The organism is Staphylococcus sp. AtHG25, from assembly GCF_003217445.1.
GTDB classification, from domain to species: Bacteria; Bacillota; Bacilli; order Staphylococcales; family Staphylococcaceae; genus Staphylococcus; species Staphylococcus haemolyticus.
This window is the reverse complement of the sequence record NZ_QJSN01000005.1, coordinates 112,019-135,227: the sequence shown is the minus strand read 5'-3', so window position 1 is coordinate 135,227 and position 23,209 is coordinate 112,019. Positions and strand designations below refer to the sequence as shown.

General features: G+C 31.4%; 24 protein-coding genes and 1 riboswitch. Of the genes, 5 read left to right on the top strand and 19 right to left on the bottom strand.

The genetic code is table 11. The features are described 5' to 3' along the window. Positions 1 to 120: 120 nt before the first annotated feature. From BDW31_RS05980 to cmk, 4 genes are all read right to left on the bottom strand, one after another. Positions 121 to 1,119, bottom strand: coding sequence for an NAD(P)H-dependent glycerol-3-phosphate dehydrogenase (locus tag BDW31_RS05980; RefSeq protein WP_037550479.1), 999 nt, complete (start codon positions 1,117 to 1,119; stop codon positions 121 to 123). A 15-nt stretch (positions 1,120 to 1,134) separates the two neighbouring features. Beyond that, complete coding sequence (der, locus tag BDW31_RS05975; RefSeq protein ID WP_053026656.1) at positions 1,135 to 2,445, bottom strand: ribosome biogenesis GTPase Der; 1,311 nt, start codon at positions 2,443 to 2,445, stop codon at positions 1,135 to 1,137. A gap of 224 nt (positions 2,446 to 2,669) precedes the next feature. Continuing rightward, the gene (gene rpsA, locus BDW31_RS05970) at positions 2,670 to 3,848 is read right to left on the bottom strand and encodes a 30S ribosomal protein S1 (RefSeq protein ID WP_037550484.1); all 1,179 of its coding nucleotides are present in this window, start codon (positions 3,846 to 3,848) and stop codon (positions 2,670 to 2,672) included. A 310-nt stretch (positions 3,849 to 4,158) separates the two neighbouring features. Continuing rightward, positions 4,159 to 4,815: a (d)CMP kinase gene (gene cmk / locus BDW31_RS05965; RefSeq protein WP_011275729.1), complete on the bottom strand. Its 657-nt coding sequence runs from the start codon at positions 4,813 to 4,815 to the stop codon at positions 4,159 to 4,161. A 75-nt stretch (positions 4,816 to 4,890) separates the two neighbouring features. Here cmk and BDW31_RS05960 point away from each other — a divergent pair, with 75 nt between their 5' ends. Beyond that, entirely contained in the window at positions 4,891 to 5,865 is a 975-nt protein-coding gene (locus BDW31_RS05960; RefSeq protein ID WP_053024459.1) for an asparaginase, read from the top strand. 177 nt (positions 5,866 to 6,042) lie between these two features. Here the strand turns inward: BDW31_RS05960 and ypdA are convergent, their stop codons facing one another. From ypdA to BDW31_RS05940, 4 genes are all read right to left on the bottom strand, one after another. Next, positions 6,043 to 7,029 (bottom strand): bacillithiol disulfide reductase YpdA, encoded by a 987-nt coding sequence (gene ypdA, locus BDW31_RS05955; protein ID WP_037537045.1) that lies wholly within the window; start codon positions 7,027 to 7,029, stop codon positions 6,043 to 6,045. A 162-nt stretch (positions 7,030 to 7,191) separates the two neighbouring features. Next, positions 7,192 to 8,781: an elastin-binding protein EbpS gene (ebpS, locus tag BDW31_RS05950; RefSeq protein WP_258365728.1), complete on the bottom strand. Its 1,590-nt coding sequence runs from the start codon at positions 8,779 to 8,781 to the stop codon at positions 7,192 to 7,194. Positions 8,782 to 8,924: 143 nt separating this feature from the next. Next, on the bottom strand, positions 8,925 to 10,304 hold the full coding sequence (locus tag BDW31_RS05945) for a RecQ family ATP-dependent DNA helicase (RefSeq protein ID WP_053024461.1): 1,380 nt from the start codon (positions 10,302 to 10,304) through the stop codon (positions 8,925 to 8,927). Beyond that, the gene (locus BDW31_RS05940; RefSeq protein ID WP_110709332.1) at positions 10,297 to 11,250 is read right to left on the bottom strand and encodes a YpbB family protein; all 954 of its coding nucleotides are present in this window, start codon (positions 11,248 to 11,250) and stop codon (positions 10,297 to 10,299) included. Before BDW31_RS05940 ends, BDW31_RS05945 begins: the two co-directional genes overlap by 8 nt. Before the next feature lie 109 nt (positions 11,251 to 11,359). Here BDW31_RS05940 and BDW31_RS05935 point away from each other — a divergent pair, with 109 nt between their 5' ends. Then, complete coding sequence (locus tag BDW31_RS05935) at positions 11,360 to 11,608, top strand: ferredoxin (protein WP_002449743.1); 249 nt, start codon at positions 11,360 to 11,362, stop codon at positions 11,606 to 11,608. Positions 11,609 to 11,679: 71 nt separating this feature from the next. Here the strand turns inward: BDW31_RS05935 and BDW31_RS05930 are convergent, their stop codons facing one another. From BDW31_RS05930 to BDW31_RS05905, 6 genes are all read right to left on the bottom strand, one after another. After that, positions 11,680 to 12,231, bottom strand: a complete 552-nt coding sequence (locus BDW31_RS05930) for an ECF transporter S component (protein WP_110709330.1) — start codon at positions 12,229 to 12,231, stop codon at positions 11,680 to 11,682. Positions 12,232 to 12,295: 64 nt separating this feature from the next. Further along, positions 12,296 to 12,422, bottom strand: a riboswitch (FMN riboswitch). A 136-nt stretch (positions 12,423 to 12,558) separates the two neighbouring features. Then, positions 12,559 to 14,328, bottom strand: a complete 1,770-nt coding sequence (locus BDW31_RS05925; protein ID WP_110709328.1) for an ATP-binding protein — start codon at positions 14,326 to 14,328, stop codon at positions 12,559 to 12,561. Further along, positions 14,309 to 15,034: a response regulator gene (locus BDW31_RS05920; RefSeq protein WP_037550503.1), complete on the bottom strand. Its 726-nt coding sequence runs from the start codon at positions 15,032 to 15,034 to the stop codon at positions 14,309 to 14,311. The genes BDW31_RS05925 and BDW31_RS05920 overlap by 20 nt, the downstream gene beginning before the upstream one ends. Before the next feature lie 151 nt (positions 15,035 to 15,185). Next, entirely contained in the window at positions 15,186 to 15,923 is a 738-nt protein-coding gene (locus BDW31_RS05915) for a pseudouridine synthase (protein WP_037550506.1), read from the bottom strand. Then, a complete protein-coding gene (scpB, locus tag BDW31_RS05910) occupies positions 15,920 to 16,459 on the bottom strand; it encodes an SMC-Scp complex subunit ScpB (protein ID WP_037550509.1) in 540 nt (179 codons plus the stop codon). The genes BDW31_RS05915 and scpB overlap by 4 nt, the downstream gene beginning before the upstream one ends. After that, the gene (locus BDW31_RS05905) at positions 16,452 to 17,183 is read right to left on the bottom strand and encodes a segregation and condensation protein A (RefSeq protein ID WP_053024463.1); all 732 of its coding nucleotides are present in this window, start codon (positions 17,181 to 17,183) and stop codon (positions 16,452 to 16,454) included. Before BDW31_RS05905 ends, scpB begins: the two co-directional genes overlap by 8 nt. Positions 17,184 to 17,276: 93 nt before the next feature. Between BDW31_RS05905 and BDW31_RS05900 the strand changes: the two genes are divergently transcribed. Then, complete coding sequence (locus BDW31_RS05900) at positions 17,277 to 17,798, top strand: DUF309 domain-containing protein (RefSeq protein WP_037550515.1); 522 nt, start codon at positions 17,277 to 17,279, stop codon at positions 17,796 to 17,798. A 104-nt stretch (positions 17,799 to 17,902) separates the two neighbouring features. Here the strand turns inward: BDW31_RS05900 and xerD are convergent, their stop codons facing one another. The 3 genes from xerD to BDW31_RS05885 form a co-directional block, all read right to left on the bottom strand. Then, positions 17,903 to 18,790 carry a site-specific tyrosine recombinase XerD gene (gene xerD / locus BDW31_RS05895; protein WP_110709325.1) on the bottom strand — a complete coding sequence of 296 codons (888 nt, stop codon included), beginning with the start codon at positions 18,788 to 18,790 and terminating at the stop codon, positions 17,903 to 17,905. A 100-nt stretch (positions 18,791 to 18,890) separates the two neighbouring features. Further along, the gene (gene fur / locus BDW31_RS05890) at positions 18,891 to 19,337 is read right to left on the bottom strand and encodes a ferric iron uptake transcriptional regulator (RefSeq protein WP_053024465.1); all 447 of its coding nucleotides are present in this window, start codon (positions 19,335 to 19,337) and stop codon (positions 18,891 to 18,893) included. 104 nt (positions 19,338 to 19,441) lie between these two features. After that, positions 19,442 to 19,984 (bottom strand): NUDIX hydrolase, encoded by a 543-nt coding sequence (locus BDW31_RS05885; protein WP_053024466.1) that lies wholly within the window; start codon positions 19,982 to 19,984, stop codon positions 19,442 to 19,444. 81 nt (positions 19,985 to 20,065) lie between these two features. On the opposite strand from BDW31_RS05885, the gene BDW31_RS05880 reads away from it, so the two are divergent. Then, positions 20,066 to 20,974: an aldo/keto reductase gene (locus BDW31_RS05880; RefSeq protein ID WP_110709323.1), complete on the top strand. Its 909-nt coding sequence runs from the start codon at positions 20,066 to 20,068 to the stop codon at positions 20,972 to 20,974. A gap of 102 nt (positions 20,975 to 21,076) precedes the next feature. Here the strand turns inward: BDW31_RS05880 and BDW31_RS05875 are convergent, their stop codons facing one another. Both BDW31_RS05875 and BDW31_RS05870 read right to left on the bottom strand, forming a co-directional pair. Further along, positions 21,077 to 21,319 (bottom strand): hypothetical protein, encoded by a 243-nt coding sequence (locus BDW31_RS05875; protein ID WP_037537033.1) that lies wholly within the window; start codon positions 21,317 to 21,319, stop codon positions 21,077 to 21,079. A gap of 14 nt (positions 21,320 to 21,333) precedes the next feature. After that, positions 21,334 to 22,089 (bottom strand): SDR family NAD(P)-dependent oxidoreductase, encoded by a 756-nt coding sequence (locus BDW31_RS05870; protein WP_037550526.1) that lies wholly within the window; start codon positions 22,087 to 22,089, stop codon positions 21,334 to 21,336. Positions 22,090 to 22,351: 262 nt separating this feature from the next. Here BDW31_RS05870 and proC point away from each other — a divergent pair, with 262 nt between their 5' ends. Next, positions 22,352 to 23,167, top strand: coding sequence for a pyrroline-5-carboxylate reductase (gene proC, locus BDW31_RS05865; RefSeq protein ID WP_033079849.1), 816 nt, complete (start codon positions 22,352 to 22,354; stop codon positions 23,165 to 23,167). Positions 23,168 to 23,209: the final 42 nt, after the last annotated feature.

Sequence of the window (23,209 nt, the reverse complement as noted above, 5' to 3'; positions counted from 1 at the left end):
GCTATGACTTTAACACAACAATTAATGTTACCGCAATAATTTATGCACTTAAAACACTGAAATATCAGTATTTTATGTACAAATCTACGAAAAATTTTTGATAATGAGTAATATTACACTTTATTCAGATTTTTTATCTCTTCCCATTAAATCTTTAACACTGTCTTTAACCGGATTATCTTCGAATAAAACATTGTAAAGTGCATTAGTTATAGGCATATCAACATTTTGTTGTTTAGCTAAATGGTATACAGAATTAGTAGTATAAATACCTTCTACTACCATATTCATTTCATTTAAAGCTTCATCCATCGTTTGGCCTTGTCCTAATTTAAATCCTAAAGTGTAATTACGTGAATGCGTTGATGTACAAGTAACAATTAAATCTCCAATACCACCAAGACCTAAAAATGTCATTGGATCAGCACCTAATTTTTCACCTAATCTGCTTATTTCAGCTAAACCTCGTGTCATTAAAGCAGCTTTAGCATTATCACCATAGCCCATGCCGGCTACAATACCACTTGCAACTGCAATGATATTTTTTAATGCTCCTCCTAGTTCAACACCGACTAAATCATTATTAGTGTATACACGTAGATAATCATTCATAAATAAATCTTGAATCAGTTTGCTAACTTTTTCATCTTTTGATGATGCGGCGACTGTAGTTGGTTGTTTAATCACTACTTCTTCTGCGTGACTAGGACCTGATAAAACACCGATACCACCATTGTGTTCTTCTGAAATTGAATCTTCAATCATTTCTGAAACACGTTTGAATGTATCATTTTCTATTCCTTTTGCAACATGTATAAAAGTTTTCTTAGTATTAATTAAACTATCAATTTCACTTGTAACTTCGCGCATTGCTTTAGTTGGTAGAGCCATTAAATATATATCAGTAAAATTCACGGCTTCTTTAATATCACTAGTTGCTTTAATACTACTGTTTAAAACGACATCTTTTAGATAGCGTTTATTTTGATGGTGATCATTTAATTCTTTCACACTATCTTCATTTTTTCCCCACATTAAAACAGTATGGCCATTTTCAGCTAATACATTAGCTAATGCAGTACCAAAACTTCCCATACCAAAAACAGTAATTTTAGTCATAGTTTTATCTCCTTCTTAGTTTCTTCTTCTTGGAATGATGTGAATAGGTGTTCCTTCAAAACCAAATGCATGACGGATTTGATTTTCAAGGTAACGTTTGTAAGAAAAATGCATTAGTTCGACATCATTAACGAATACAACAAATGTTGGAGGCTCGATAGCTACTTGTGTAGTATAGAATACATTTAAACGACGGCCTTTATCTGTTGGCGTAGGATTCATAGATATAGCGTCAGTGACAACTTCATTTAAAGTAGAACTTTGAACACGTTTTTTATGGTTTTCGCTTGCTTCATTAATATATGGGAATAACGTGCGTAAACGAGTGCCTTCCTTAGCAGAAACAAAAGCAATTTGAGCATAATCTAAAAATTGGAACTGATTTCTGACATCATCAGCAAATTTCTTCATTGTGTTACTATCTTTGTCAACTGTGTCCCATTTATTCACTACAATGACAACTGCTTTACCTTCTTCGTGAGCATATCCTGCAACACGTTTATCTTGCTCGATTATACCTTCCTCAGCATCGATTACAATCAAGACTACATTAGATCGTTCAATTGCTTTAAGTGCACGTAGTACTGAATATTTTTCAGTTGATTCATACACTTTCCCTTTTTTACGCATACCTGCTGTGTCTATTAAAACATAATCTTGTCCATCAAAACTGTATTCAGTATCAACAGCATCTCTAGTAGTTCCTGCAACATTTGATACAATAACGCGTTCTTCACCAAGAATTGCATTTACTAAACTAGATTTCCCTACATTAGGACGACCAATTATTGAGAGTCTTATAGTATCTTCATCATATGGATCTTCAGTTTCTTCATTAAAGTGCTTAACTACCTCATCTAATAAATCCCCTAAACCTAAGCCGTGTGATCCTGATATTGGATATGGATCTCCAAAACCTAATGAGTAAAAGTCAAAAATGTCATTTCTCATTTCAAGGTTATCTACTTTATTAACGGCCAATACAACAGGCTTTTTAGATTTATATAGCATCTGTGCAACCATTTCATCACTTTGGGTTAAACCTTCTCGAACGTTCACCATAAAGATAATGACATCTGCTTCATCAATTGCGATTTCAGCTTGTGCTCTTATTTGGGTTTGAAATGGAGCATCTCCAATTTCTATTCCACCAGTATCAATAATATTAAATTCATGTGTTAACCATTCGCCTGATGAATAAATTCTATCACGTGTAACACCAGGTGTGTCTTCGACAATTGAAACACGTTCACCTACTACTCTATTAAATATTGTAGATTTCCCTACATTAGGCCTACCTACAATAGCTACAATAGGTTTCGTCATAAGCTAACTTCCTCTCTTTCTAAAATCTCTATAATTTTATCATATGACCTACTTATTTCAAACAAAGTATGTAAGTTAAGCAAAAATATGGTTTTTAAAACAATAAATCTCGCTACATTTCATAATTTAATTATCATTATAATCCATTAAATTGTGAGAAAATGAAAATTCCCAATTAAAGTCTTAAACTTTAATTGGGAATGAGTTTGTATGATAACTTGAAATTAAAATTTTAAGTCTTTAAATTTATCGCCAAAGACATCACCTAATGTTGGATTGTCTTCATTTGAATCATTACTTAAATAAGATTGAGTTGTAGCATCATCGCTCTCAACAACGTCCTCTTTAGGTAATGTAGCTTTAATTGAAAGTGAGATACGTTCATTTTCTTCATCTATACCTAAAATTTTAACATTAACTTGTTGTCCTGGCTCAAGTTTTTCACCTGGTGTGCCAATATGTTCATGAGCAATTTCTGAAATATGCACTAAACCTTGAACACCTGGAGCAATTTCAACGAAAGCACCGAAGTTAGCTAAACGCACAACTTTACCTTCAATATCATCATCTTCATGAAATTGTCCTTTAATGCTTTCAAATGGTGTAGGTAAAGTATCTTTGATAGAAAGTGAAATACGTTCAGCATCTTTTTCTACAGACTTAACTTTTACATCTACCTCTTGACCTACAGAAACCACATCTTCTGGAGAATCAACATGTTCATGAGATAATTCAGAAACATGGACTAAACCATCTACGCCACCAATATCAACAAAAGCACCAAAGTTAGTTAGACGAGCGACTTTACCTTTAATAACATCACCAGCATTAAGTGATTCTAATAAAGTAGCTTTTTTTACATCATTTTCAGCTTGCTCTACTGCTTTACGGCTTAAAATGACTCTATTATTTTCAGGATCTAATTCTTCTACTTTAATGCGAATAGTTTGTCCATCGAATACAGAGAAATCTTCAATGAAATCAGTTGAAATTAGTGAAGCAGGTACAAAACCGCGTTGACCTACATCTACGACCAGGCCACCTTTAACTACTTCTGTAACTTTAGCCTCAATTATTTCGTCATTATCAATTTTTTCTTGTAAATACTCATATGATTTTTCAGTTTCAAGTTGACGTTTTGAAAGAATATATGCACCTGAGTCATTTTCTTCATCAACTTCGATTTTAGTAACATATGCTTCAATTTCATCACCTTGTTTAACTACCTCACTTGGGTTCTCAATATGATGAGTTGAAAGCTGGCTAATTGGAATGATTCCATTGAATTTGCCACCATTAATATGAACTACGACTTGTTTGTCTTCAACTTGTTGAACCTCACCAGTGACTTTGTCACCTTCTTTAATATCATTAATCATTGATTCATTGAATTCTTCAGTCATCTTGTTTGCCTCCTTATACACTACATACATATAACATCTTATAAACCAGTATGATTGTCAAGAAATTCCCCTTTAGTTTCATAAGTTCTTAAAAAAAATATCAATTATTAAAATTATAAAATGAAAATTCAACTGATTTATAACTTTTGAAAATTTAAAATTTTTATACGAACTAAATATATGTTATACGATTAAAAAGTGCTTAATAGTTAACACTTTTAATTATATAGAATAAAAATAGCTATTTAAAATAATTCGCACTTTAAACATAGTTAAGTACGAATCACTCTAAATAGCTGTCATTATTTATCTAAATATTGTTAACCAAAGTCATTATTTCTTCAGTTACTTCCTCAATCGTTTTACCAGTTGTATCCACTGTGACGGCGTCATCAGCTTTTTTTAAAGGTGAAATGTCCCGATTCATATCGTAATGATCTCTTTCTTCTATTTCTTTTTTTAATTGCGATAGTGTTGATGGGATACCTCTTTGTTCATTTTCTTTTTGACGTCTTTCAGCTCTTTCTTCAACTGAAGCGATCATGAACACTTTTAATTCTGCATCTGGTAATACTACTGTGCCAATATCTCGGCCATCCATAACAATTCCTTTTTTAGCTGCTAGATCTTTCTGCTTTTCAACTGCAAATGTTCTAACAGGTTCTTTAGAAGCAACATAAGATACATTTTGAGTTACATCATTTTCTCTTAAAAAATCAGTGACGTCTTGATTATCTAATAAAATTCGTTGTCCTTTACTTTTGTCATAGGTTAATTCTAACGTTGTTTGATTAACGAGTGTTTTAAAATCCTCTGGTTTATCATTTTGAAGATATTTATAAGTAATCGCACGGTACATTGCACCTGTATCAACGTAAATCATAGACAATTTACTAGCTACTTGTCGTGCAATAGTACTTTTACCTGCAGCTGCAGGACCATCCAAGGCAATATTAATTAAGTCCATTTTATTTATCCTTCCTTGTTGTTTTATTTGTATTATTTTATCATAAATATGTAAATTAAAAATAGGAGGAACGAAATGAAAAGATTATTAGTTATACATACTGGTGGCACAATTAGTATGTCCCAAAACCAATTTAGTCAGGTAGTAACAAATGATGTGAATCCAATATCTCTTCATAGAGACATTATTGGCCAATACGCTGATGTTGATGAAATTCATCCATTTAACATTCCGTCTCCTCATATAACAATTCAAAATGTCGAGAAGTTGAGAAATATAATTATTGAAGCTAATGAGACAGATAAATATGATGGTTTTGTAATTACACATGGTACTGATACTCTTGAAGAGACTGCATACCTTTTAGATTTATTATTAGACATTAGATGTCCTGTTGTTATAACTGGTGCAATGAGATCTTCTAATGAAATTGGTTCCGATGGATTATATAATTTCATTTCATCAATTCGTGTAGCCTCTTCTAGTGATGCAAATGACAAAGGCGTTATGGTCGTATTCAATGATGAAATACATACTGCTAGAAATGTAACGAAGACGCATACTTCTAACATCAATACCTTTCAAAGTCCAAATCAAGGACCATTAGGAATATTAACTAAAGATAATGTTCAATTCTATAATCAACCTTATAAACAACAGTCATTTAAAATAATAAATTATCAGTTGAAAGTACCATTGATAAAAGCTTATATGGGTATGGAAAGTGACATATTTAATTTTTATGCGCAACAAAACGTAGATGGTATCGTCATTGAAGCTTTAGGCCAAGGAAATTTACCTCCAAGTTGCTTGAAAGGTGTCCAATCTTGTTTAAATAATAATATACCTATTGTGTTAGTTTCTAGATCTTTTAATGGGATTGTAAGTCCAGTTTATGCCTATGAAGGTGGTGGCTTTCAATTAGCGAATAAAGGTTTAATATTTTCAAATGGATTAAATGGTCCTAAAGCAAGACTTAAGTTACTAATTGGCCTAAGTAATCAACTCAATATTGTAGAACTAAAAAATTATTTTGAAAAGCAAAATTAATTACAAGATTTTAGAAAAATAATGTGATTTAATTTGATTTGCTTGAGAAGTTACTACTTAATAATCTTTTGGTATCATATTAATTTATCTTCATAAGGATGATAAGAGCTGAGAAGACACTAATGTTGCGTCGTTCTCAGCTCTTATTAACTATACTGCTGTTTTATACTTCTGTCCTTAACTTTCAAGTGGTGTTTGCTTTTTACTTAAAATACTCTGAGTAATAATCCCGCCATGATATTTACCATTTTCAATAAAGATTGCATTATTATCATTACCTGCAGCAATTACGCCAGCAATATAGCAATTCTCAACATTTGTCTCAAAAGTTTCTTTATTATGAACTGGAGCAGTTCCATATTCATTTGTATTAATTTCAATTCCAATAGATTCTAAGAAATCGTAATCAGGGTGATACCCTATCATTGCAAATACATGATCATTAGGTATCTCTGTAACTTTACCGTTCTTTTCATAAATCACGCTATTCTCTGTTATTTCAGTAACGTTCGCATTGAACTCCATAGTGATTTTTTCATGATTAACTAATGATTCAAAATTTGGCAATATCCATGGTTTAATGGCAGCTGAATATCGATCACCTCTGTATAGTACAGTTACATTTGCACCTGCTTTTTCTAATTCTAATGCAGCGTCAACAGCAGAATTTTTACCACCTATGACAGTAACATCTAAATTAAAAAACGGGTGTGCTTCTTTAAAATAATGTTGTACTTTAGGAAGTTCTGCCCCTTTAACCTCTAACTTATTATGTTGACCATAATAACCGGTTGCAACAGTTAAAAATTTACACTCATAAACATCTTTAGTAGTTGTTATAGTGAACTTATTGTCAATTTTTTTAACAGTGAGTACTTCTTCAAATGCATGAACATTTAACTGATGATGTTTAACAACTTCTCTATAATATACTAGTGCTTGATTGCGTCGGGGTTTACTTTCTTCGACTATAAAAGGAATATCACCGATACTTAATTTATCACTAGATGAGAAAAATGTTTGGTGTGTTGGATATTTATATATAGCATCTACAACATTCCCTTTTTCGATGACTAATGTATCAATACCCTTTCTTTTTTGTTCAATAGCAGCACTTAAACCGCATGGGCCTCCGCCGATAATAATACTTTCTATGCTTTGCATGTCATTGGCCTCCTTTAATCACCCATATATTATAGCAGTTGTTTCGCTATTTCTAAATAGAATAGCACTCACAATATTTATATAAAATTAAAATTATATGTGCATTGAAACAAAAAAAGACTGAAACAATTTTGTTTCAGTCTCTTTAGAATAATGATTAAGTTATTGTGGGATTATTAATTTTTGACCGTTAGAAATATTATTACTTGATAAGCCATTAGCTTGTTTAAGTTTATTTACATTTTCAACAGTACCTTCTCCGTAGTATTGAATAGCGATACGGTATAAGTTTTCATTACCTGATACTACGTGAGTTTGTTGTCCTGAATTAGAACTATTTGATTGATTATTATTGCTGTTACTTTGACTGCTACTGTTTGATGTAGCTTGAGAGTTACCATTGTTATTGTCACTATTTGAGTTACTACCATTATTATCTGATGATGAAACGTTATCAGATGAATTTGATGAAGTACTATTATCTGAAGTGCTACTATTATCATCACTTGAATTACTAGATGATTCATTGTCTGTTGTAGCTTTGTCATTTGAGTCGTCATCATTAGTTGCTTTTTCTTTATCTTTGTCACTGCTAGCTTTGTCTTTGTCGCTATCATTACTAGCTTTGTCTTTATTATCTTTGTTGTTATCTTTGTTAGCAGTTTGTTCTGTTTTGTTATCTGCTTGGTTGCTATCTTTTTTATCGTTGTTTAAATACATTCCAATAAAGATAGCAAGTGCAGCTAGAATAAGTAATAAAGCGATAAGTGGAAGTAAAATACCTGCTAGACCACGTTTCTTTTTACCATTGTGAGCTTGGAATCCATCATTACCATCGTCATGTTTATGATTTCTATGATCGTCTTGATGATCTCTGTTATGGCTATGATTATCTTTATGGTTATGATTATTATTTTTATGGTCTTTTTTATGTTTTGCAGCTGCTACTCCAGCTGCGCCAGCCGCACCAGCCGCACCAGCTGCACCGGCACCAACTGCTGCTTTTTTACCTTTATTACCTTTTTTGGGTTCTTCTTTAGAATGGTTATCTTTGGCGTCAAGATGGTCGTCATGAAGGTCTTTATCATGTTTTCTGTTTTGATCATATTGATTATCGTTATTTAAACCACGATCATCTTTATGTTCGTTATATTTTGAGTCATGATGTGCATCTTTTTTACGTTTGTCTTTTGCAGCTTTAGCAGCAGCAGCTCCAGCGACTGCGGAACCTCCAGCTATTTCAGCGTCTTTGCCATGTCGAGACTTTTTGTTTTGTTGATCTTTGTGATTTCGATTATCTTGACGTTTATCTTTGTGATTTCGATTATCTTGACGCTCATCGATATTTTCTTCATGATTACGACGATTACGATCATCATCATTAAAGTCTCTATCAAAAGAACGTTTGTCATCCTTATGTATTGGCTCGTTATCTAGATGCTCTTCTTGCTGATTGTGTTGTAACTCATTGAAAGAGTCTTCATCGTGTCGATCATCAAGTGAACCATTAGCGTTTGAATCAGAACTTTGATTATCAAATTTTCTGTTTTTATTAGTAGCTTGGTTACGTCTTCTTTGACGTCTTTGTGCGTTTCTAGGTGGGAATTGTTGGTCTGATTGATTATCAAAGTCATTGGACTCATTTGAATTTTCATCAAACTCGTTTGTATTATCTTCGAATTGATCATCAGAATTAATAGACTGACGATTTTTTTCGAAATCATCTCTAAAATTATTTTTAGACACGGTCATCATCCTCTCTTAAATAATTATTTAAATATCACATACCATATACCCCACAAAGCGTGAAATATGTATAGTATTTAAATATTTCTTGAAAAACTTTAAGTATTATAATTATATCCTCTTAAAATAAATTTAGTAAAGAAAAGAAACTATACTTTAAATAAATATTTTAACTTTTCAGTATAACTTAACTTTCTTTTAACTTTTTTTCTATTGGTAACTTTTATAGGCATCAAATTAGAATCTATATCACAACATTGCTGAGGTTGAGTTGGATTATCACCAAAAAATTCTAATAAATAACGACGTCTACATTGATCTAGGGATGTATAACCGATCATTCTTTGATAACCTAATTTTTTTCGAATTAATGAATTGTCAAAAATTGTTTTGAGTACGTTGGATGAATATCTTTGACTCAATATGGTTAGTATTTCTTGCTTTTGAGGAGGTAAAAAAGCACCTATATCAAAAGCATCGATGTCTTCAGTAGTTATCGCATCACTAAACAATAATGTCTCTAATATATAGCTATCGTCTGGCTGATATAGACTAATCGCTTGGCTTTGTAAATTATCTCTCCCGGCTCTACCAATTTCTTGTAAGTAATTTGAAGGACTTGTTGATAAATGAAAATGGATGACTGTTCTAATGTCTTTTTTATTAACGCCCATGCCAAAAGCACTAGTAGCCACGATAACGGGTATAAAGTTCTCCATAAATTGATTTTGTACAGTATGTCGTTCTTGATAAGATAAATCACCATGATAAATACCGGTTAAATAACCATGGTCGTATATCATATTGGCTAATTCTAAACAGACCTTTTTAGATGAAACATAAATAATAGTTGGACCGGATTGTTCTAAAAAGTTTAATAGCCACTTAATTTTAGCACCATCATTTTCAAAGTTAAGATGAGAAAAAGATATATTCTCCCGATTCATAGAAGTCTTAATTACGTTTAATTTCCTAGATAAGATAAGATTCAAGTCATTTTCTAAATGAGGTGGTGCTGTAGCTGTTAAAGCCAGTATTGATGCATTTTTATAATGAGATGTTATCTTACCTATTAATGCATAATGAGGTCGGAAATCATAACCCCATTCAGATAAACAATGTGCCTCATCAAGTACAATTAATCCGAAGTCAATTTTCCTAATTAATTTAAAGTTTTGTGTTTGTAAAATAAATTCTGGACTTAAAAAAACAAAGCGACTTTTGTGTAATGAATTTATATTTTGTTGTTTTTCATTTTCATCCATGCCTGAATGAATAGAAGTAACAAATTTCTCACCTTGAGCTTTCAATTGCATCACTTGGTCATCCATAAGAGAGATTAACGGAGATATTATTAATGTTGGCTTTCCTTTCATATAGGTTGGCATTTGGTAACATAAGCTTTTACCACTCCCCGTAGGAAGAATACCTAGGGTATCTTTCTTACTAACTACACTTTTGATTATTTCTTTTTGACCAGGATTAAATGATGAGAATCCGAACCATTCTCTCAATTTTTCTTCAAGCACTCAATTCACCTCTCTCAATACCGACTATTAACAATTTAATTTGAAAATAAGATAATTGATCAAATTCTTCTTTATATAATTTTAATCTATGTCCTCTGTTTTGATAATAAAATGCTATAAATTCACTTGTTTGTGGGCCATTAACAAAGGTTTGGTATTCTGAAAAATATCCTTTTATAAATAATTCAAGAACGTGATCTTCGATTGTGTTAATTTTAACATTTTGGGTCACTGCAGCCTCATCCATAGAAAGACCTTTGAGTAATTGATGATACGTAATTGTCGTCTTATTTAACAAAGTCGGTAATATGATTGTTTGAGTTAATATAGTAAATTGTTTATCGTTTTCTAATGCAAACATCATTTGCACTAAATTATTGAGTTCAAGTTCAAATAACTTAGTTACAGGTATATCTTCTATTAAAGAAACTTGCTGTCGCGTATACATAGGTTCTTCATAACCTTGTAGATAATAATGGATTAAACAGTTGTTACTACATTTTTCATCAATAAAATGAAAGAGCTGTTCGATTTCTTTTTCAAAATCATCAACTAAATTTTGTTCCAGTATTTTTGAATAGATTTGTTTCACTCTACTTTGAACAGTTATTTGTTGTGTAATTGGTATAAAGTTTAAGTGGTTGTTTTTAAAATGAGTTATAGTTTGTATTAGTAATTGAATGCAACTAAAAGTTTGAATCATACTATCGTATGTATATCTTGGATGTATTGTAATGTCAGTATTTTGATTATTATAGGTATCTAAAAATCGCTCAAAAGACGGATATTTTAATTTAGGTAAACTATGATATAATGATAAAAGTTGTTGGGAACATGCATCAAAAAATGTTTGATGTGATTTTTTTCCATTCAAAATATTATAAATACTTTTATTGGTTTTATAATCGAATGAATGATTTGATGCATAGGTAATAATTGAGTGCATTAATGAATCCTCACTTTATATAACTAATAGAATAGTAAATAAATTAATCGAAGTGTTATTTAACATTTGTTATACTAGTGTAGCATTTTTATCAAAGGAGGCGAAGAATTTGGCAAAGTATACAATCGTTGATATGGATACATGTATTGCTTGTGGAGCATGTGGTGCTGCTGCACCTGACATTTACGATTATGACGACGAAGGTATTGCTTTCGTAATCCTTGATGATAATCAAGGTACTGCAGAAGTACCAGAAGAATTATATGAAGATATGGAAGATGCGCTTGAAGGTTGTCCGACTGATTCAATTAAGATTGAAGAAGAACCATTTGATGGTGATGCTCTTAAATTTGAATAGTCACATATTGTGAGTGAATTAATAATGAAACCTCCTAATGTTGAATAATTAGTTCAACATTAGGAGGTTTTCTATGATAATACGCGTTTTAATCTTCTGTATAAAAGCGTAAATATAATTGAAATCACGATACCTTTTATAATATTGAAAGGTATAACTCCTGATAAAATGATAATTTTTAGATTGTTAAAGACATCACCTAAATTAAAAATCATTCCATATAATGGAAGTAAAACAAAGTAATTCAGTATACTAAGTACGATAGTCATCACTATAGTACCTATTGCTAGCCCCACAACCAATGAACGTGGTGTATCACTATGATGGCCTTGACGCTTAGTTACATAATAAGCGGATAACAGGAAACTAACACCTGCTAAAAAATTGGCAAATGGACCAACAGGATCTCCCATATTGAATAAAAAATTAAGTATATTTTTGATAAGTGCTACTAAAATACCAGCAATGGGACCTAAAAGAAATGTTGCTAATAAAGTTGGAACATCACTAAAGTCTAATGTTAAGTATGGTGGTAAAAAAGGTAGCGGAAATTTAATGAATGTTAAAATAAACGCTATGGCACTTAACATGCTAATAGTGATAAGATGTTTGTTTTGTTGCATATTTAATTTTCTCCTTCCATTCATCTTACATAGAATAGGAGATAATTTTGCACAACAAAAAAACCTCCATCTTCTCCCATCCAGACTATACTGTCGGCTTCAGATTTCCACTGAATCAGCCACTTCAAAGAAGCGGGTCGCAGGCTTAATTTACTGCCGGTTGGGAATTGCACCCTACCCCGAAGATGAATTATATAATTGATTAATTTAATTTTTATATTACCTTATGTGAAAGCATTGCGCAATAATGATGCTTAGACTTATTTTAAAAAGAGCAATACACCATTCTTAAGTAGAAGGTGTTTGCTCTTAGATAAAATAAATATATTAATAGGTATATTTATTTTTAGGCTTTGGTAACTTAATTATGAATGTTGTACCTTTGTTTACTTCACTTTCAACTTTAATAGTACCACTATGTTCTTCGATTATCATTTTACAGATAAATAGTCCTAAACCAGTTCCCTGTTTACCTCTAGTTCTTGAAGTCTCTACTTTATAAAATCTGTCGAATACGAGTTCAAGATGCTCTGGGGATATGCCACTACCAGTATCTTTAATGTACAATGTTTGATAGGAATCATCCGTAGTTGTTGTAATTGATATTGAATCACCTGGTTGAGTATAACGTGTGGCATTGTCAATTAAATTTGTTAGAACTTGGTCTATGCGATCGGCATCGTATTCCCACAATTCATCACCGATGTTTGGTTCTAATGACATATTTAATTCTAAATCATCAGCCTGTTGTTTATATTTCATTTGCATTTTAGATAGTAAAGGTTTAATGGGTTGTTTTTCTTTATTAACAGTTAAACCCTCTGCATCCATGCGAGCTACATTTAATAATTCATTTACTAATCGATTTAAACGTTTAGTTTCATCTAATACAATTGATAAAGAATCTCGAATTTCTTCTGGTTCAGTGACAATACCATCTACAATTGATTCAGTGTAACCTTGTAATAACGAAATAGGTGTACGTAATTCATGTGAAACATTGGCAATGAAATCTTTCTTCATCTGATCTAAATTATGTTCATTAGTCATATCTCTTACAATGACTACAATTCCACTACGGCCATCTTGTTGAATTCTCTCTACATAACTCATGATTATGACGTAATATTTATTATTAATCTCATATTCTTGGAATTCGGTGTCTTTTGAAACAAATGTAGTTTCAATTTGCTTTTCAATGTCTTTATATACAGTTTTGTCTATTGATTTAATAATATCGTCAGCCATTTTATTTGAAAGAATAACTTCCCTCTTATCATTTAAACCCAATACACCTTCAATCATAGAATTAATCAAACTATCTCTTATATTTTTTTGAGTTGAAAGTGCCTCTATATTCTCTTGTATTTCAGAACTCATATTATTAAACGTATGTGATAATTCGCCTATCTCATCTTTAGTTGAAACACTTGTCTGTTTTGAATAATCACCTTTAGAAATATTAATAGCTTGAGTTCTAAGTTGTCGTAAAGGTTTAGTAATTCTATTTGACAAAAAGAATGCAAATATTGTTGAAATAGCGATAAATATAATGGCGGTGATTAAAATGATAATGGTAATTGCATTATTAGTATCTTCAATAGACTTTAAATCTTGATAAATGAATACTGCACTATATTTTGAATTTGCATTTTCTTGTGCTTTCATAGGATAGCCTAACAAAATATAGGAATGGGAATTACCGTTATTACTTATTGTTATATTTTGAGTGGTAGACTTTCCTTGAGAGAAGACGCGTTGGAATTGCGAATTCTTGTGTATCTCTTCAAGCATTTTGTCTTTAGTATTGCTATTTGAATTTTTAAAACTTGAAGATTTATTAGCCATTATAATAACGCCACCTGATCCATCTATTAATTGTTGGCTGTGTTCTATAGCTAAAGTTTTATTATCAGCTTGTTCAACTAAGTGGCTGATTCTAGACGCATCTTCTCTTATAGCATTTTCAGTTTGTTGTGTGTAGTAGTATTGTATAAAAGTAATTAATGCCGCACTTAATAAAATTAAAACTGTCGTTACTATGAAAAGTATAGTTAACCACAGTTTTATTACCACACTATTTAGTCGATTCGTCATTAGATTTTACCTCGAATTTGTAACCAACACCCCAAACAGTTTGAATCATATGTGCAGCATCTTCTGATACACGATTAAGTTTCTCACGCAGGCGTTTAACATGAGTGTCTACTGTTCTTAAATCACCATAAAATTCATAATGCCATACTTCTTTTAAAAGTTGTTCACGATCAAACACTTTATTAGGCGTCTTAGCTAAATAAATAAGTAATTCGTACTCTTTTGGAGTTAAATTAACTTGTTGGTTATCTGCTAATACACGATGCGCATCATTATCAATAATTAAATGGTTAAATTCAATAACATCTCTTGCATGAGGTTCACTTTGTTCAGGTTTAGAAGATTGCGTTCTACGTAATAATGCTTTTACTCTTAAAACAACCTCTCTTGGTGAGAATGGTTTGACGATATAATCATCTGCGCCAGACTCAAATCCTTCTACCCTATTTGTTTCTTCGCCTTTAGCTGTAAGCATAATAATAGGTGTGTCTTTATGTTCACGTAACTTAGATGCTACTTCAATACCTTCCATTTCTGGTAACATCAAGTCTAAAAGTATGCACGCATAGTCATTTTCTATAGCAAGATTATAAGCTTCTTTGCCATTACTTGCTTCATGAATCGTAAACGATTCTCTCTCTAGGTATAGTTTTAATAATCTTCTGATTCTATCCTCATCGTCTACAATTAATATTTCATTTGTCATTTTGTTTATACCTCCTACACATGCTCAATTCACTCATTATTATAGCATACAGCATGATTGAAAGCTTTACTTTAAAATTAACTTTGTGAAAAAAATAGCAAGAGAAATTAATATCATTTAATTTCTCTTGCTATTGTTAAATATACTTCATTTATTTTCCATTTTCTGCCATATGTCTTAGTACTTTAACTTCATGAGGTGTCAGTACTCTGCCCTCACCTGCATTTAATCCTTTAAGGTTCAAGTTGCCGAACTCAATTCTTGTTAATTTATCAACTTGATGTCCAAAATGCTCGAACATACGACGAACTTGTCGATTTCGTCCTTCACTAATAGTGATTTCTACAAGTGTAATATTTTTATCTTTATCTTGCTTTTTTACTTTGACTTGAGCTGGTTGGGTAAAACCATCTTCAAGTTCAATTCCATTTTCTAAAGCTTTAACTTCTTCTCTCATGAGGTAACCTTTTAATTTAGCCACATATTTTTTTTGAATATGATATCTTGGATGGGTCATTAAGTTTGTAAATTCGCCATCATTAGTAAGTAACAATAATCCTGATGTATCATAATCTAATCTACCAACAGGATAAATTCTTGTCTCTAAATCTTTAAAGTAGTCAGTAACCACAGTTCGTCCTCTATCGTCAGACACACTTGTTATAACTTGAGTTGGTTTAAAGAACAAAATATACATTTTGTCTTCTTGTTCAATTTTAATTCCTTCAACCTCAACTGTATCAGAACTTTTTACTTTAGTACCTAATTCAGTTACGGTTTGACCGTTAACTTTAACTTTGCCTTCGGTAATTAAAGTTTCAGCTTTTCTTCGTGATGTGTATCCACTATTAGCAATTCGTTTTTGAAGCCTTTCTAATTCTTTACTCATTTTGTATCTCCTTTTTGATTTACTAAATTACTAAAGAAATCTTCCATTTCTTCTTCATCTTCTTCAGTTGTTGGTAGATCTTCAATTTTTTCTATTCCAAATACATTTAAAAACAAATTCGTTGTTTGTAAAGCATGACTACGAGAATTTTCTACATCTTTAGCTTCAATTAATCCTCGTGCAATTAATGTTCTAACTGCACCATCAGAATTAATTCCTCTAATTAATTCTATGTCACTACGACTCAATGGCTGATTATATGCAATAATTGATAATGTTTCCATTGCAGCTTGAGATAATTTCATATTAGATTTTTGTTCAATTAATTGTTCGATATAAGGGGAAGCTTCTTTTTTTGAAGTTAAAATATATGTTGAACCAAATTTTTGAATTATTAAACCACTAGAGGTGTATGATGAAATTAATTCAGATAATTTAGCTTGATTAATATCGAGAATTTCTAATAATTGCTTTTCGTCAAGCCCTTCATCCCCAGCTGTGTATAGTAATGCTTCTATGATTCCGTGTTTATCCAATATTAAAATTCACTCCTCTAATGATACGTATATCATCAAAACTTCTAACTTGTTCTATGTTGATTACTCCTGATTTAGACATCTCTAATATAGCTAAAAAGTGAGTAACCACCTGTTCTATTGGCTCGCTAAAAGTAAATAAACTGAAGAAATTAAAAGATGTATGATGCTTTAATTGTGTAGTTACCTTTTCAGTAGCTTGTTGAATAGTGAAACTTTCTTTAATTATTTCAACTGTCTTAGGCTTATTAAGAGCTAATCTGCTTTTAACGCGTTGATAAGCAACAATTAAATCTGTTAAATCTAAGGTTTGGCTTTCATCCCATGTTACGCTTTTCTCAAGATGGGATAGGTCAGTTGGGTGTTTAGTAAAATAGTGCTCTCGCTCTTCTTTTTTCTCAGTTAACAATTGTGTGTATTCTTTATAATTTTGATATTCAATTAATCGCCCTACCAAATCTTCACGTGGATCTTCTTCAAGGTTATCGTCTACATCATGTTGAGGGAGTAATAATTTACTTTTTATCATTAATAGCTCTGAAGCCATAACTAAATATTCACTAGCTACATTTATTTCTAGTTGCTTCATAGCGTGGACGTATTGCATATATTGCTCTGTTAATGATTTCATTGGTATATCATAAATATCAATTTCATATTTTTGAATTAAGTGGAGTAGCAAATCTAATGGGCCATTAAAGGCATCTAATTTTACTTCATACATATTAATCGTCCTCATATTGAATCTCTATCGTGCATAATTTCTTAAAATATTATAGCATGAATAATACAAACATTAAATTAAGGATGAGATGGATTGGACAAAGCCTTAATCGATTTTTATTATTATTTTCACAAACACCAACATTATTTCTTGTGTCATGATATTTTGGAAGAAGCATGGAAATCAAATATAAATTTTTCTAAAAAGGATGGCATAGTGAGTTTAATTTTATTTTCAACTGCTATGTACCATTATAGAAGAGGTAATACAAAAGGTGCACTTGTAACTTTGAAAAAGTCATTGAGCACTTTTGAAAAAGCAAATGATAAAACGTTGTTGCAACTTAATGAGCAAGATTATAAAACATTAATTTTAAGTCAAATTAAATCCATTGAAGATTCAAAATCTTTTAAACCTGTATACATACCGGTAAATAATATTTTTGAAAAACAGATTATTAATACTTATCCAGATTACAAATTTACAACACTTTTAACTCAAGATGAATATATAGTTAATCATCATAAAAAACGAGATAGAAGTGATGTAATCAGTGCAAGACATCAAGCGATGATTGAAAAACAAAATATTAGGAGTGGAAAAGATTTAAAATAAAATGTAGTGTAGCTCGACTTACATTAATTATAAAATATATTTTTGGAAACTTTTATTAAAGTATTCTTAATCCACTCCCAATTTAAGGAGTATTTATTTGTGGTCTAGGCTCTCGGATGAAATTGGTTATACATCTGTCTGATTTGAGTTTTAGAAACATGTGTATATAACTGAGTAGTAGAAATATCAGAATGACCTAACATCTCTTGAACTGCTCGTAAATCTGCGCCATTTTCTAATAAATGAGTAGCAAACGAGTGTCTTAATGTGTGTGGGGTCAAAGTTTTAGTAATATCCGCTCTTAAACCATATTGTTTAATTAGTTTCCATATACCTTGACGTGTCAAAGGTCGACCATGCAAGTTCAAAAACAGTACATTCGTTACCGTTTTTTTAAGTAATTGAGGTCTAACAGTATTGATATAAGTATCTAAGTATTCAATGACAGTGTCACCTAAAGGAATGATTCTCTCTTTGTTCCCTTTACCGAAAACTTTAACAAATCCCATAATTAAGTTGACATCATCTATCTCGATTTGTATTAATTCAGTAACACGCATGCCTGTTGCGTATAATAACTCTAAAATTGTACGATCGCGATACCCATTATTTTTAGTTAAATCCGGTGTTTCTAGTAACTGAATTACTTCTTCAACATCTAAAACATCTGGAAGTTTTTTTTCGTACTTAGGCGTTTCTATTAAAACGGTGGGATCTTTAGCAGCATATTTTTCGCGTAAAGCAAATTGATGAAAACTACGTATTGTTGAAATAAATCTTGCAATGGATTTCGCGGACGCGCCTTGATCTATTAGAGAACCAAGGCATTCTTGTATTGTTTGTCTATCTATAAAATCAATATGAGCAATTTTTTGTTCTTGCATATATAATTGATATTTTTTCAAATCTCTGCGATAAGCGCCAATCGTATTTTCACTTAAACCTTTTTCAATTTGTATAAATTTTAAATATTCCTCGATAATTGTTTCCATGACAACACCTCTATTTGAATAAACTCAAAATCATTTTTATGTAATAGTATTAAGAAAGACTAAGACAATGATTTAAAATTGTCCTAGCCTATAAGTTAATCTATTTTCCTTTAGCTTGGCATTCAGCGCAAACGCCGTGAAAAGTTAATCTGTGATCAAGAATTTTAAAGTTATATTCTGTTTCTACTCTTTCTTCAACTTGAGGTAATAAGTCTTCATGAATTTCATCAACTTTACCACATTCCATACACACTAAATGGTGATGGAAGTGTTTAGCGCCCTCTTTTCTTAAATCAAAGCGTGCAACACCATCACCAAAATTAATTTTGTCAACTACTTTTATTTCAGCTAAAAGTTCTAATGTTCTATAAACAGTGGCTAGTCCAATTTCAGGTGCTTTGTCTTTCACTTTTAAATAAACATCTTCCGCGCTTAGGTGATCCTTTTCATTTTCAATTAGAACTCGTACTGTGGCTTCTCTTTGTGGTGTTAATTTATATGAAGACTGTTGTAATTGTTGTTTAACTCGATGTAATCGTTCTTCCATGGGAGCGACACTCCTCTATCAATAATTATAATCATTTTAAATTGAAAATATTTCAATTACTAAATTACCAATATTTTCAGTTAAATGCAAGAGATTTACAGCACTTAATTAGAATGATTATAATTTAATAATATATATTGTAAACCAATTATTGTTTTAGCATCTTCTATTTCATGATTATCAAGCAATGCTTTTATATCTGAAATCGGTACTTTATGCAATTCAACAAACTCATCTTCATCTAGGTTAAGTTGCCCTTCGCTTAGATTATTGCTGAAGTATATAGTGAGTTTTTCATTTGTGAATCCAGGACAACCATACATGTCTGTTATAAATTCTAAATTATTGGTCACATAACCTGTTTCTTCTTCTAATTCTCGTTTGGCAGCCTCTTCACGAACTTCATCTTGTTCTAATTTTCCAGCAGGTATTTCTAACAAAGCTTTTTCAACTGGTTTACGAAATTGCTTAACAAGTAATACTTCATCATTAGGCGTTATTGCACAGACTGCCACTGCACCGTTATGGTAGACTAATTCCCTTCTAGATGTATTGCCATCAGGCAACTCCACATCATGAATTTCTAAATCTATAATTTTGCCATTATAAATTACTGTTCTATCAAACGTCTTTTCATTAAATTCCATTAAATTCACGTCCCTTTTAATTCATTATATAAATTGGTAAGATGAATGCGTTACCTAAAGTGTATCGAAAGGAGATTGGACATGCAAAAGAATATTTTAAAGAGTGGCATCGAAATTTCAGAATTAGGGTTAGGTTGTATGAGTTTAGGTACAGAGTATGCTAATGCTGAACCTATCATTGAAAAAGCAATCGAAAGTGGTATCACTTATTTTGATACTGCTGATATTTATGATAGAGGGACTAATGAAGAAATTGTGGGCAAAGCTTTAAAAAAATATCAAAATCGTGATGATATTGTAATTGGAACAAAAGTTGGAAATCGCCCTACTGAAGATGGAGGTACAACATGGGACCCTTCTAAGAAATATATTAAAGAAAGTGTAAAGGGATCATTAAAACGATTAGGACTAGATCATATAGATCTATATCAATTACATGGTGGTACAATAGGTGATCCATTGGATGAAACGATTAGTGCATTTAATGAATTAAAGCAAGAAGGTATCATTAAGGCATATGGTATTTCTTCAATACGCCCAAATGTTATTGATTATTATTTAAAACATAGTGAAATCGAGACAATTATGTCGCAATTTAATTTAATTGATAATCGTCCAGAACAATTATTGAGTGACATCCATGCGAAAGGCGTTAAAGTGTTAGCACGCGGACCCGTATTTAAAGGGTTGTTAACCTCCGATAGTATTGATGCTTTAGATCATAAATTTAGTAAGGGCATATTTGATTATACACATCATGATTTAGGAGAAACGATTGCTTCTGTTAAAGAAATAGAAAGTAATCTTAGTGCTTTATCTTTTGAATATTTAAAATCTCATGATGCACTTGGCGCAATTATCGTTGGCGCTAGTTTGCCACAGCAATTAGAAGAAAACGTTAATAATTACAATAAAAAAGTAAGTCTTGATCAAGTGAAAGCAGCTCGAGAAAGAGTGAAGAACTTAGAATATACTCAACATTTAAAATAGATAACATGCTTAATTAATTTTTAAATAATCACTTAGGTGTTAGGGACAATAAATTAAAAACTTGTCCTAAACACCTTTTGTTTCAATTTAAATTGATTTAATTTAATATTGCTTTAAATACCTATGTTTATCATGTTCACTTTCTTCTTTAATGACTACATTCATGATTTCCCCTCTTAATATTAGCTCATGAAATTTGAAATCTATAAATGATTGTTCGGCAGAATCTAATGAATCATAATAGTCTTGTCCTAATAAATCTGTAATAGTAAAAATTGATTGTGGTGATAGTGTATTCACATTCTCAATACATTGTTTGACGTCTCGGTTCACACAACATAACATGCAATCACTCCTATTTACTGTTTGTTTTTAAATAAAAATGGAAAAAGCGATTCAAGAAATCTAGGGCATAATTGATAAAATTTTAAAGCGGAGTGCATCCATTTAGGTTGATTGATTTCACATTTACGTTTAATAATACCGTCAATAATATCTTTAGCTAATAGTGTTGGATCTAACATCATTGCGTCATACTTATGTGCATATGCGAGACTTGGATCTGCTTTTTCGTGAAAAGGCGTTCGAACAGGTCCGGGATGAACTAACATGACATGGTAAGATGGCTGTTCTAAACGAAGTGCATTTAGAACTGCATTAAAAGCCGCTTTAGACGCACCATAATGAGCCGCATTTGCTTGTGAGATGAATGCTGCTTGACTCGAAATCCCTACAATACTCGCATGTTTGGATAAATATGGCAGTAAGGCATGCAGTAATAAATTAAAACCGATGATATTAACTTCGTAAGTTTCTAACATTTCATTAGTGGAATGTTGACTTATCGATTTAAAATATCCAAGCCCAGCACTATATATGATACCGTCAATTTGAGTATCGATATATTGTGGTAACATGCTAATAGCATTTTTATCTTGCAAATCACAAGTTAGCATTTGTACTCTTTTTTCAAATGGTTTGAAATTGATTTGTTTATATTTTTCTTTGTTCCTAGCAAGAATTGAAACATGAGCCCCTTTTTTGATAAGTTGCCTAGTGATTTCAAGCCCCAATCCACTAGTGCCTCCAGTAACGATATAATGTTTACCTAACATAGTAATACCCTCTTTAATTATGATTAAGATTATAATAACCTAAATCATTTCATACATAAAGTTATCTATTATATAAAAAAAGTGCCTTGGGATCACCTGAGCTGAAGCTCGTGCGTATAGTAGCACTAACTTTTATAAAAAAAGTGCTCTGGGATCACTTGAGCTAAAGCTCATGCGTATAGTAGCACTAACTTTTATAAAAAAAGTGCTACTAGTATGTTACTATGGTTTTATAAATTAAAGAGTGAGGATGATGTTGTCAATGAAATTAGTATTTTATGGTGCAGGAAATATGGCACAAGCAATCTTCAAAGGTATAATTAATTCAAAAAAATTAAAGTCACATGATATTTACTTAACAAATAAATCGAATGAAGAAGCGTTAAAAAATTTCGCTGAGGAATTAGGTGTTGAATACAGCTACGATGATGAAAACTTATTACAAGACGCAGATTATGTCTTCTTAGGTTCTAAACCTTATGATTTCGAAAAAGTAGCACAAAGAATTCAACCATATATCAATGAAAACAATCGCTTTATTTCTATTATGGCTGGTTTACCTATCAATTATATTCAGGAACAATTACATGTTGAAAATCCTATCGCTCGAATTATGCCTAATACAAATGCACAAGTTGGTCATTCTGTAACAGGTATCAGCTTTTCAGGAAATTTTGGACCTAAATCAAAGGAAGAGGTTATCGATTTAGTAAATGCTTTTGGTTCAGTAATTGAGGTGGATGAAGACCACTTACATCAAGTAACTGCGATTACAGGAAGCGGTCCTGCATTTTTATATCATGTCTTTGAACAATATGTTAAAGCAGGTACAGATTTAGGTCTTGAGAAAGATCAAGTTGAAGAATCAATTAAAAATTTAATTATTGGTACAAGTAAGATGATTGAAAGATCAGATTTAAGTATGGAACAGTTGCGTAAAAATATTACTTCTAAAGGTGGAACAACTCAAGCGGGTTTAAATGCATTAGCTCAACATGATATTGAAGCAATCTTTAAGGATTGTTTGAATGCAGCAGTTCATCGTAGCGTTGAATTATCTAAAAATGAAGATAATTAAATTTTACTGTAAAAGAGACTAGGATAATGATTTATCTGTGAC

Excerpts from the sequence above, each read along its gene's own strand:
- BDW31_RS05980 (WP_037550479.1), bottom strand. The coding sequence starts at position 1,119 with ATGACTAAAATTACTGTTTTTGGTATGGGAAGTTTTGGTACTGCATTA.
- der (WP_053026656.1), bottom strand. The coding sequence starts at position 2,445 with ATGACGAAACCTATTGTAGCTATTGTAGGTAGGCCTAATGTAGGGAAA.
- rpsA (WP_037550484.1), bottom strand. The coding sequence starts at position 3,848 with ATGACTGAAGAATTCAATGAATCAATGATTAATGATATTAAAGAAGGT.
- cmk (WP_011275729.1), bottom strand. The coding sequence starts at position 4,815 with ATGGACTTAATTAATATTGCCTTGGATGGTCCTGCAGCTGCAGGTAAA.
- BDW31_RS05960 (WP_053024459.1), top strand. The coding sequence starts at position 4,891 with ATGAAAAGATTATTAGTTATACATACTGGTGGCACAATTAGTATGTCC.
- ypdA (WP_037537045.1), bottom strand. The coding sequence starts at position 7,029 with ATGCAAAGCATAGAAAGTATTATTATCGGCGGAGGCCCATGCGGTTTA.
- ebpS (WP_258365728.1), bottom strand. The coding sequence starts at position 8,781 with ATGACCGTGTCTAAAAATAATTTTAGAGATGATTTCGAAAAAAATCGT.
- BDW31_RS05940 (WP_110709332.1), bottom strand. The coding sequence starts at position 11,250 with ATGCACTCAATTATTACCTATGCATCAAATCATTCATTCGATTATAAA.
- BDW31_RS05930 (WP_110709330.1), bottom strand. The coding sequence starts at position 12,231 with ATGCAACAAAACAAACATCTTATCACTATTAGCATGTTAAGTGCCATA.
- BDW31_RS05925 (WP_110709328.1), bottom strand. The coding sequence starts at position 14,328 with ATGACGAATCGACTAAATAGTGTGGTAATAAAACTGTGGTTAACTATA.
- BDW31_RS05920 (WP_037550503.1), bottom strand. The coding sequence starts at position 15,034 with ATGACAAATGAAATATTAATTGTAGACGATGAGGATAGAATCAGAAGA.
- BDW31_RS05915 (WP_037550506.1), bottom strand. The coding sequence starts at position 15,923 with ATGAGTAAAGAATTAGAAAGGCTTCAAAAACGAATTGCTAATAGTGGA.
- BDW31_RS05905 (WP_053024463.1), bottom strand. The coding sequence starts at position 17,183 with ATGTATGAAGTAAAATTAGATGCCTTTAATGGCCCATTAGATTTGCTA.
- xerD (WP_110709325.1), bottom strand. The coding sequence starts at position 18,790 with ATGGAAACAATTATCGAGGAATATTTAAAATTTATACAAATTGAAAAA.
- fur (WP_053024465.1), bottom strand. The coding sequence starts at position 19,337 with ATGGAAGAACGATTACATCGAGTTAAACAACAATTACAACAGTCTTCA.
- BDW31_RS05885 (WP_053024466.1), bottom strand. The coding sequence starts at position 19,984 with ATGGAATTTAATGAAAAGACGTTTGATAGAACAGTAATTTATAATGGC.
- BDW31_RS05880 (WP_110709323.1), top strand. The coding sequence starts at position 20,066 with ATGCAAAAGAATATTTTAAAGAGTGGCATCGAAATTTCAGAATTAGGG.
- BDW31_RS05875 (WP_037537033.1), bottom strand. The coding sequence starts at position 21,319 with ATGTTATGTTGTGTGAACCGAGACGTCAAACAATGTATTGAGAATGTG.
- BDW31_RS05870 (WP_037550526.1), bottom strand. The coding sequence starts at position 22,089 with ATGTTAGGTAAACATTATATCGTTACTGGAGGCACTAGTGGATTGGGG.
- proC (WP_033079849.1), top strand. The coding sequence starts at position 22,352 with ATGAAATTAGTATTTTATGGTGCAGGAAATATGGCACAAGCAATCTTC.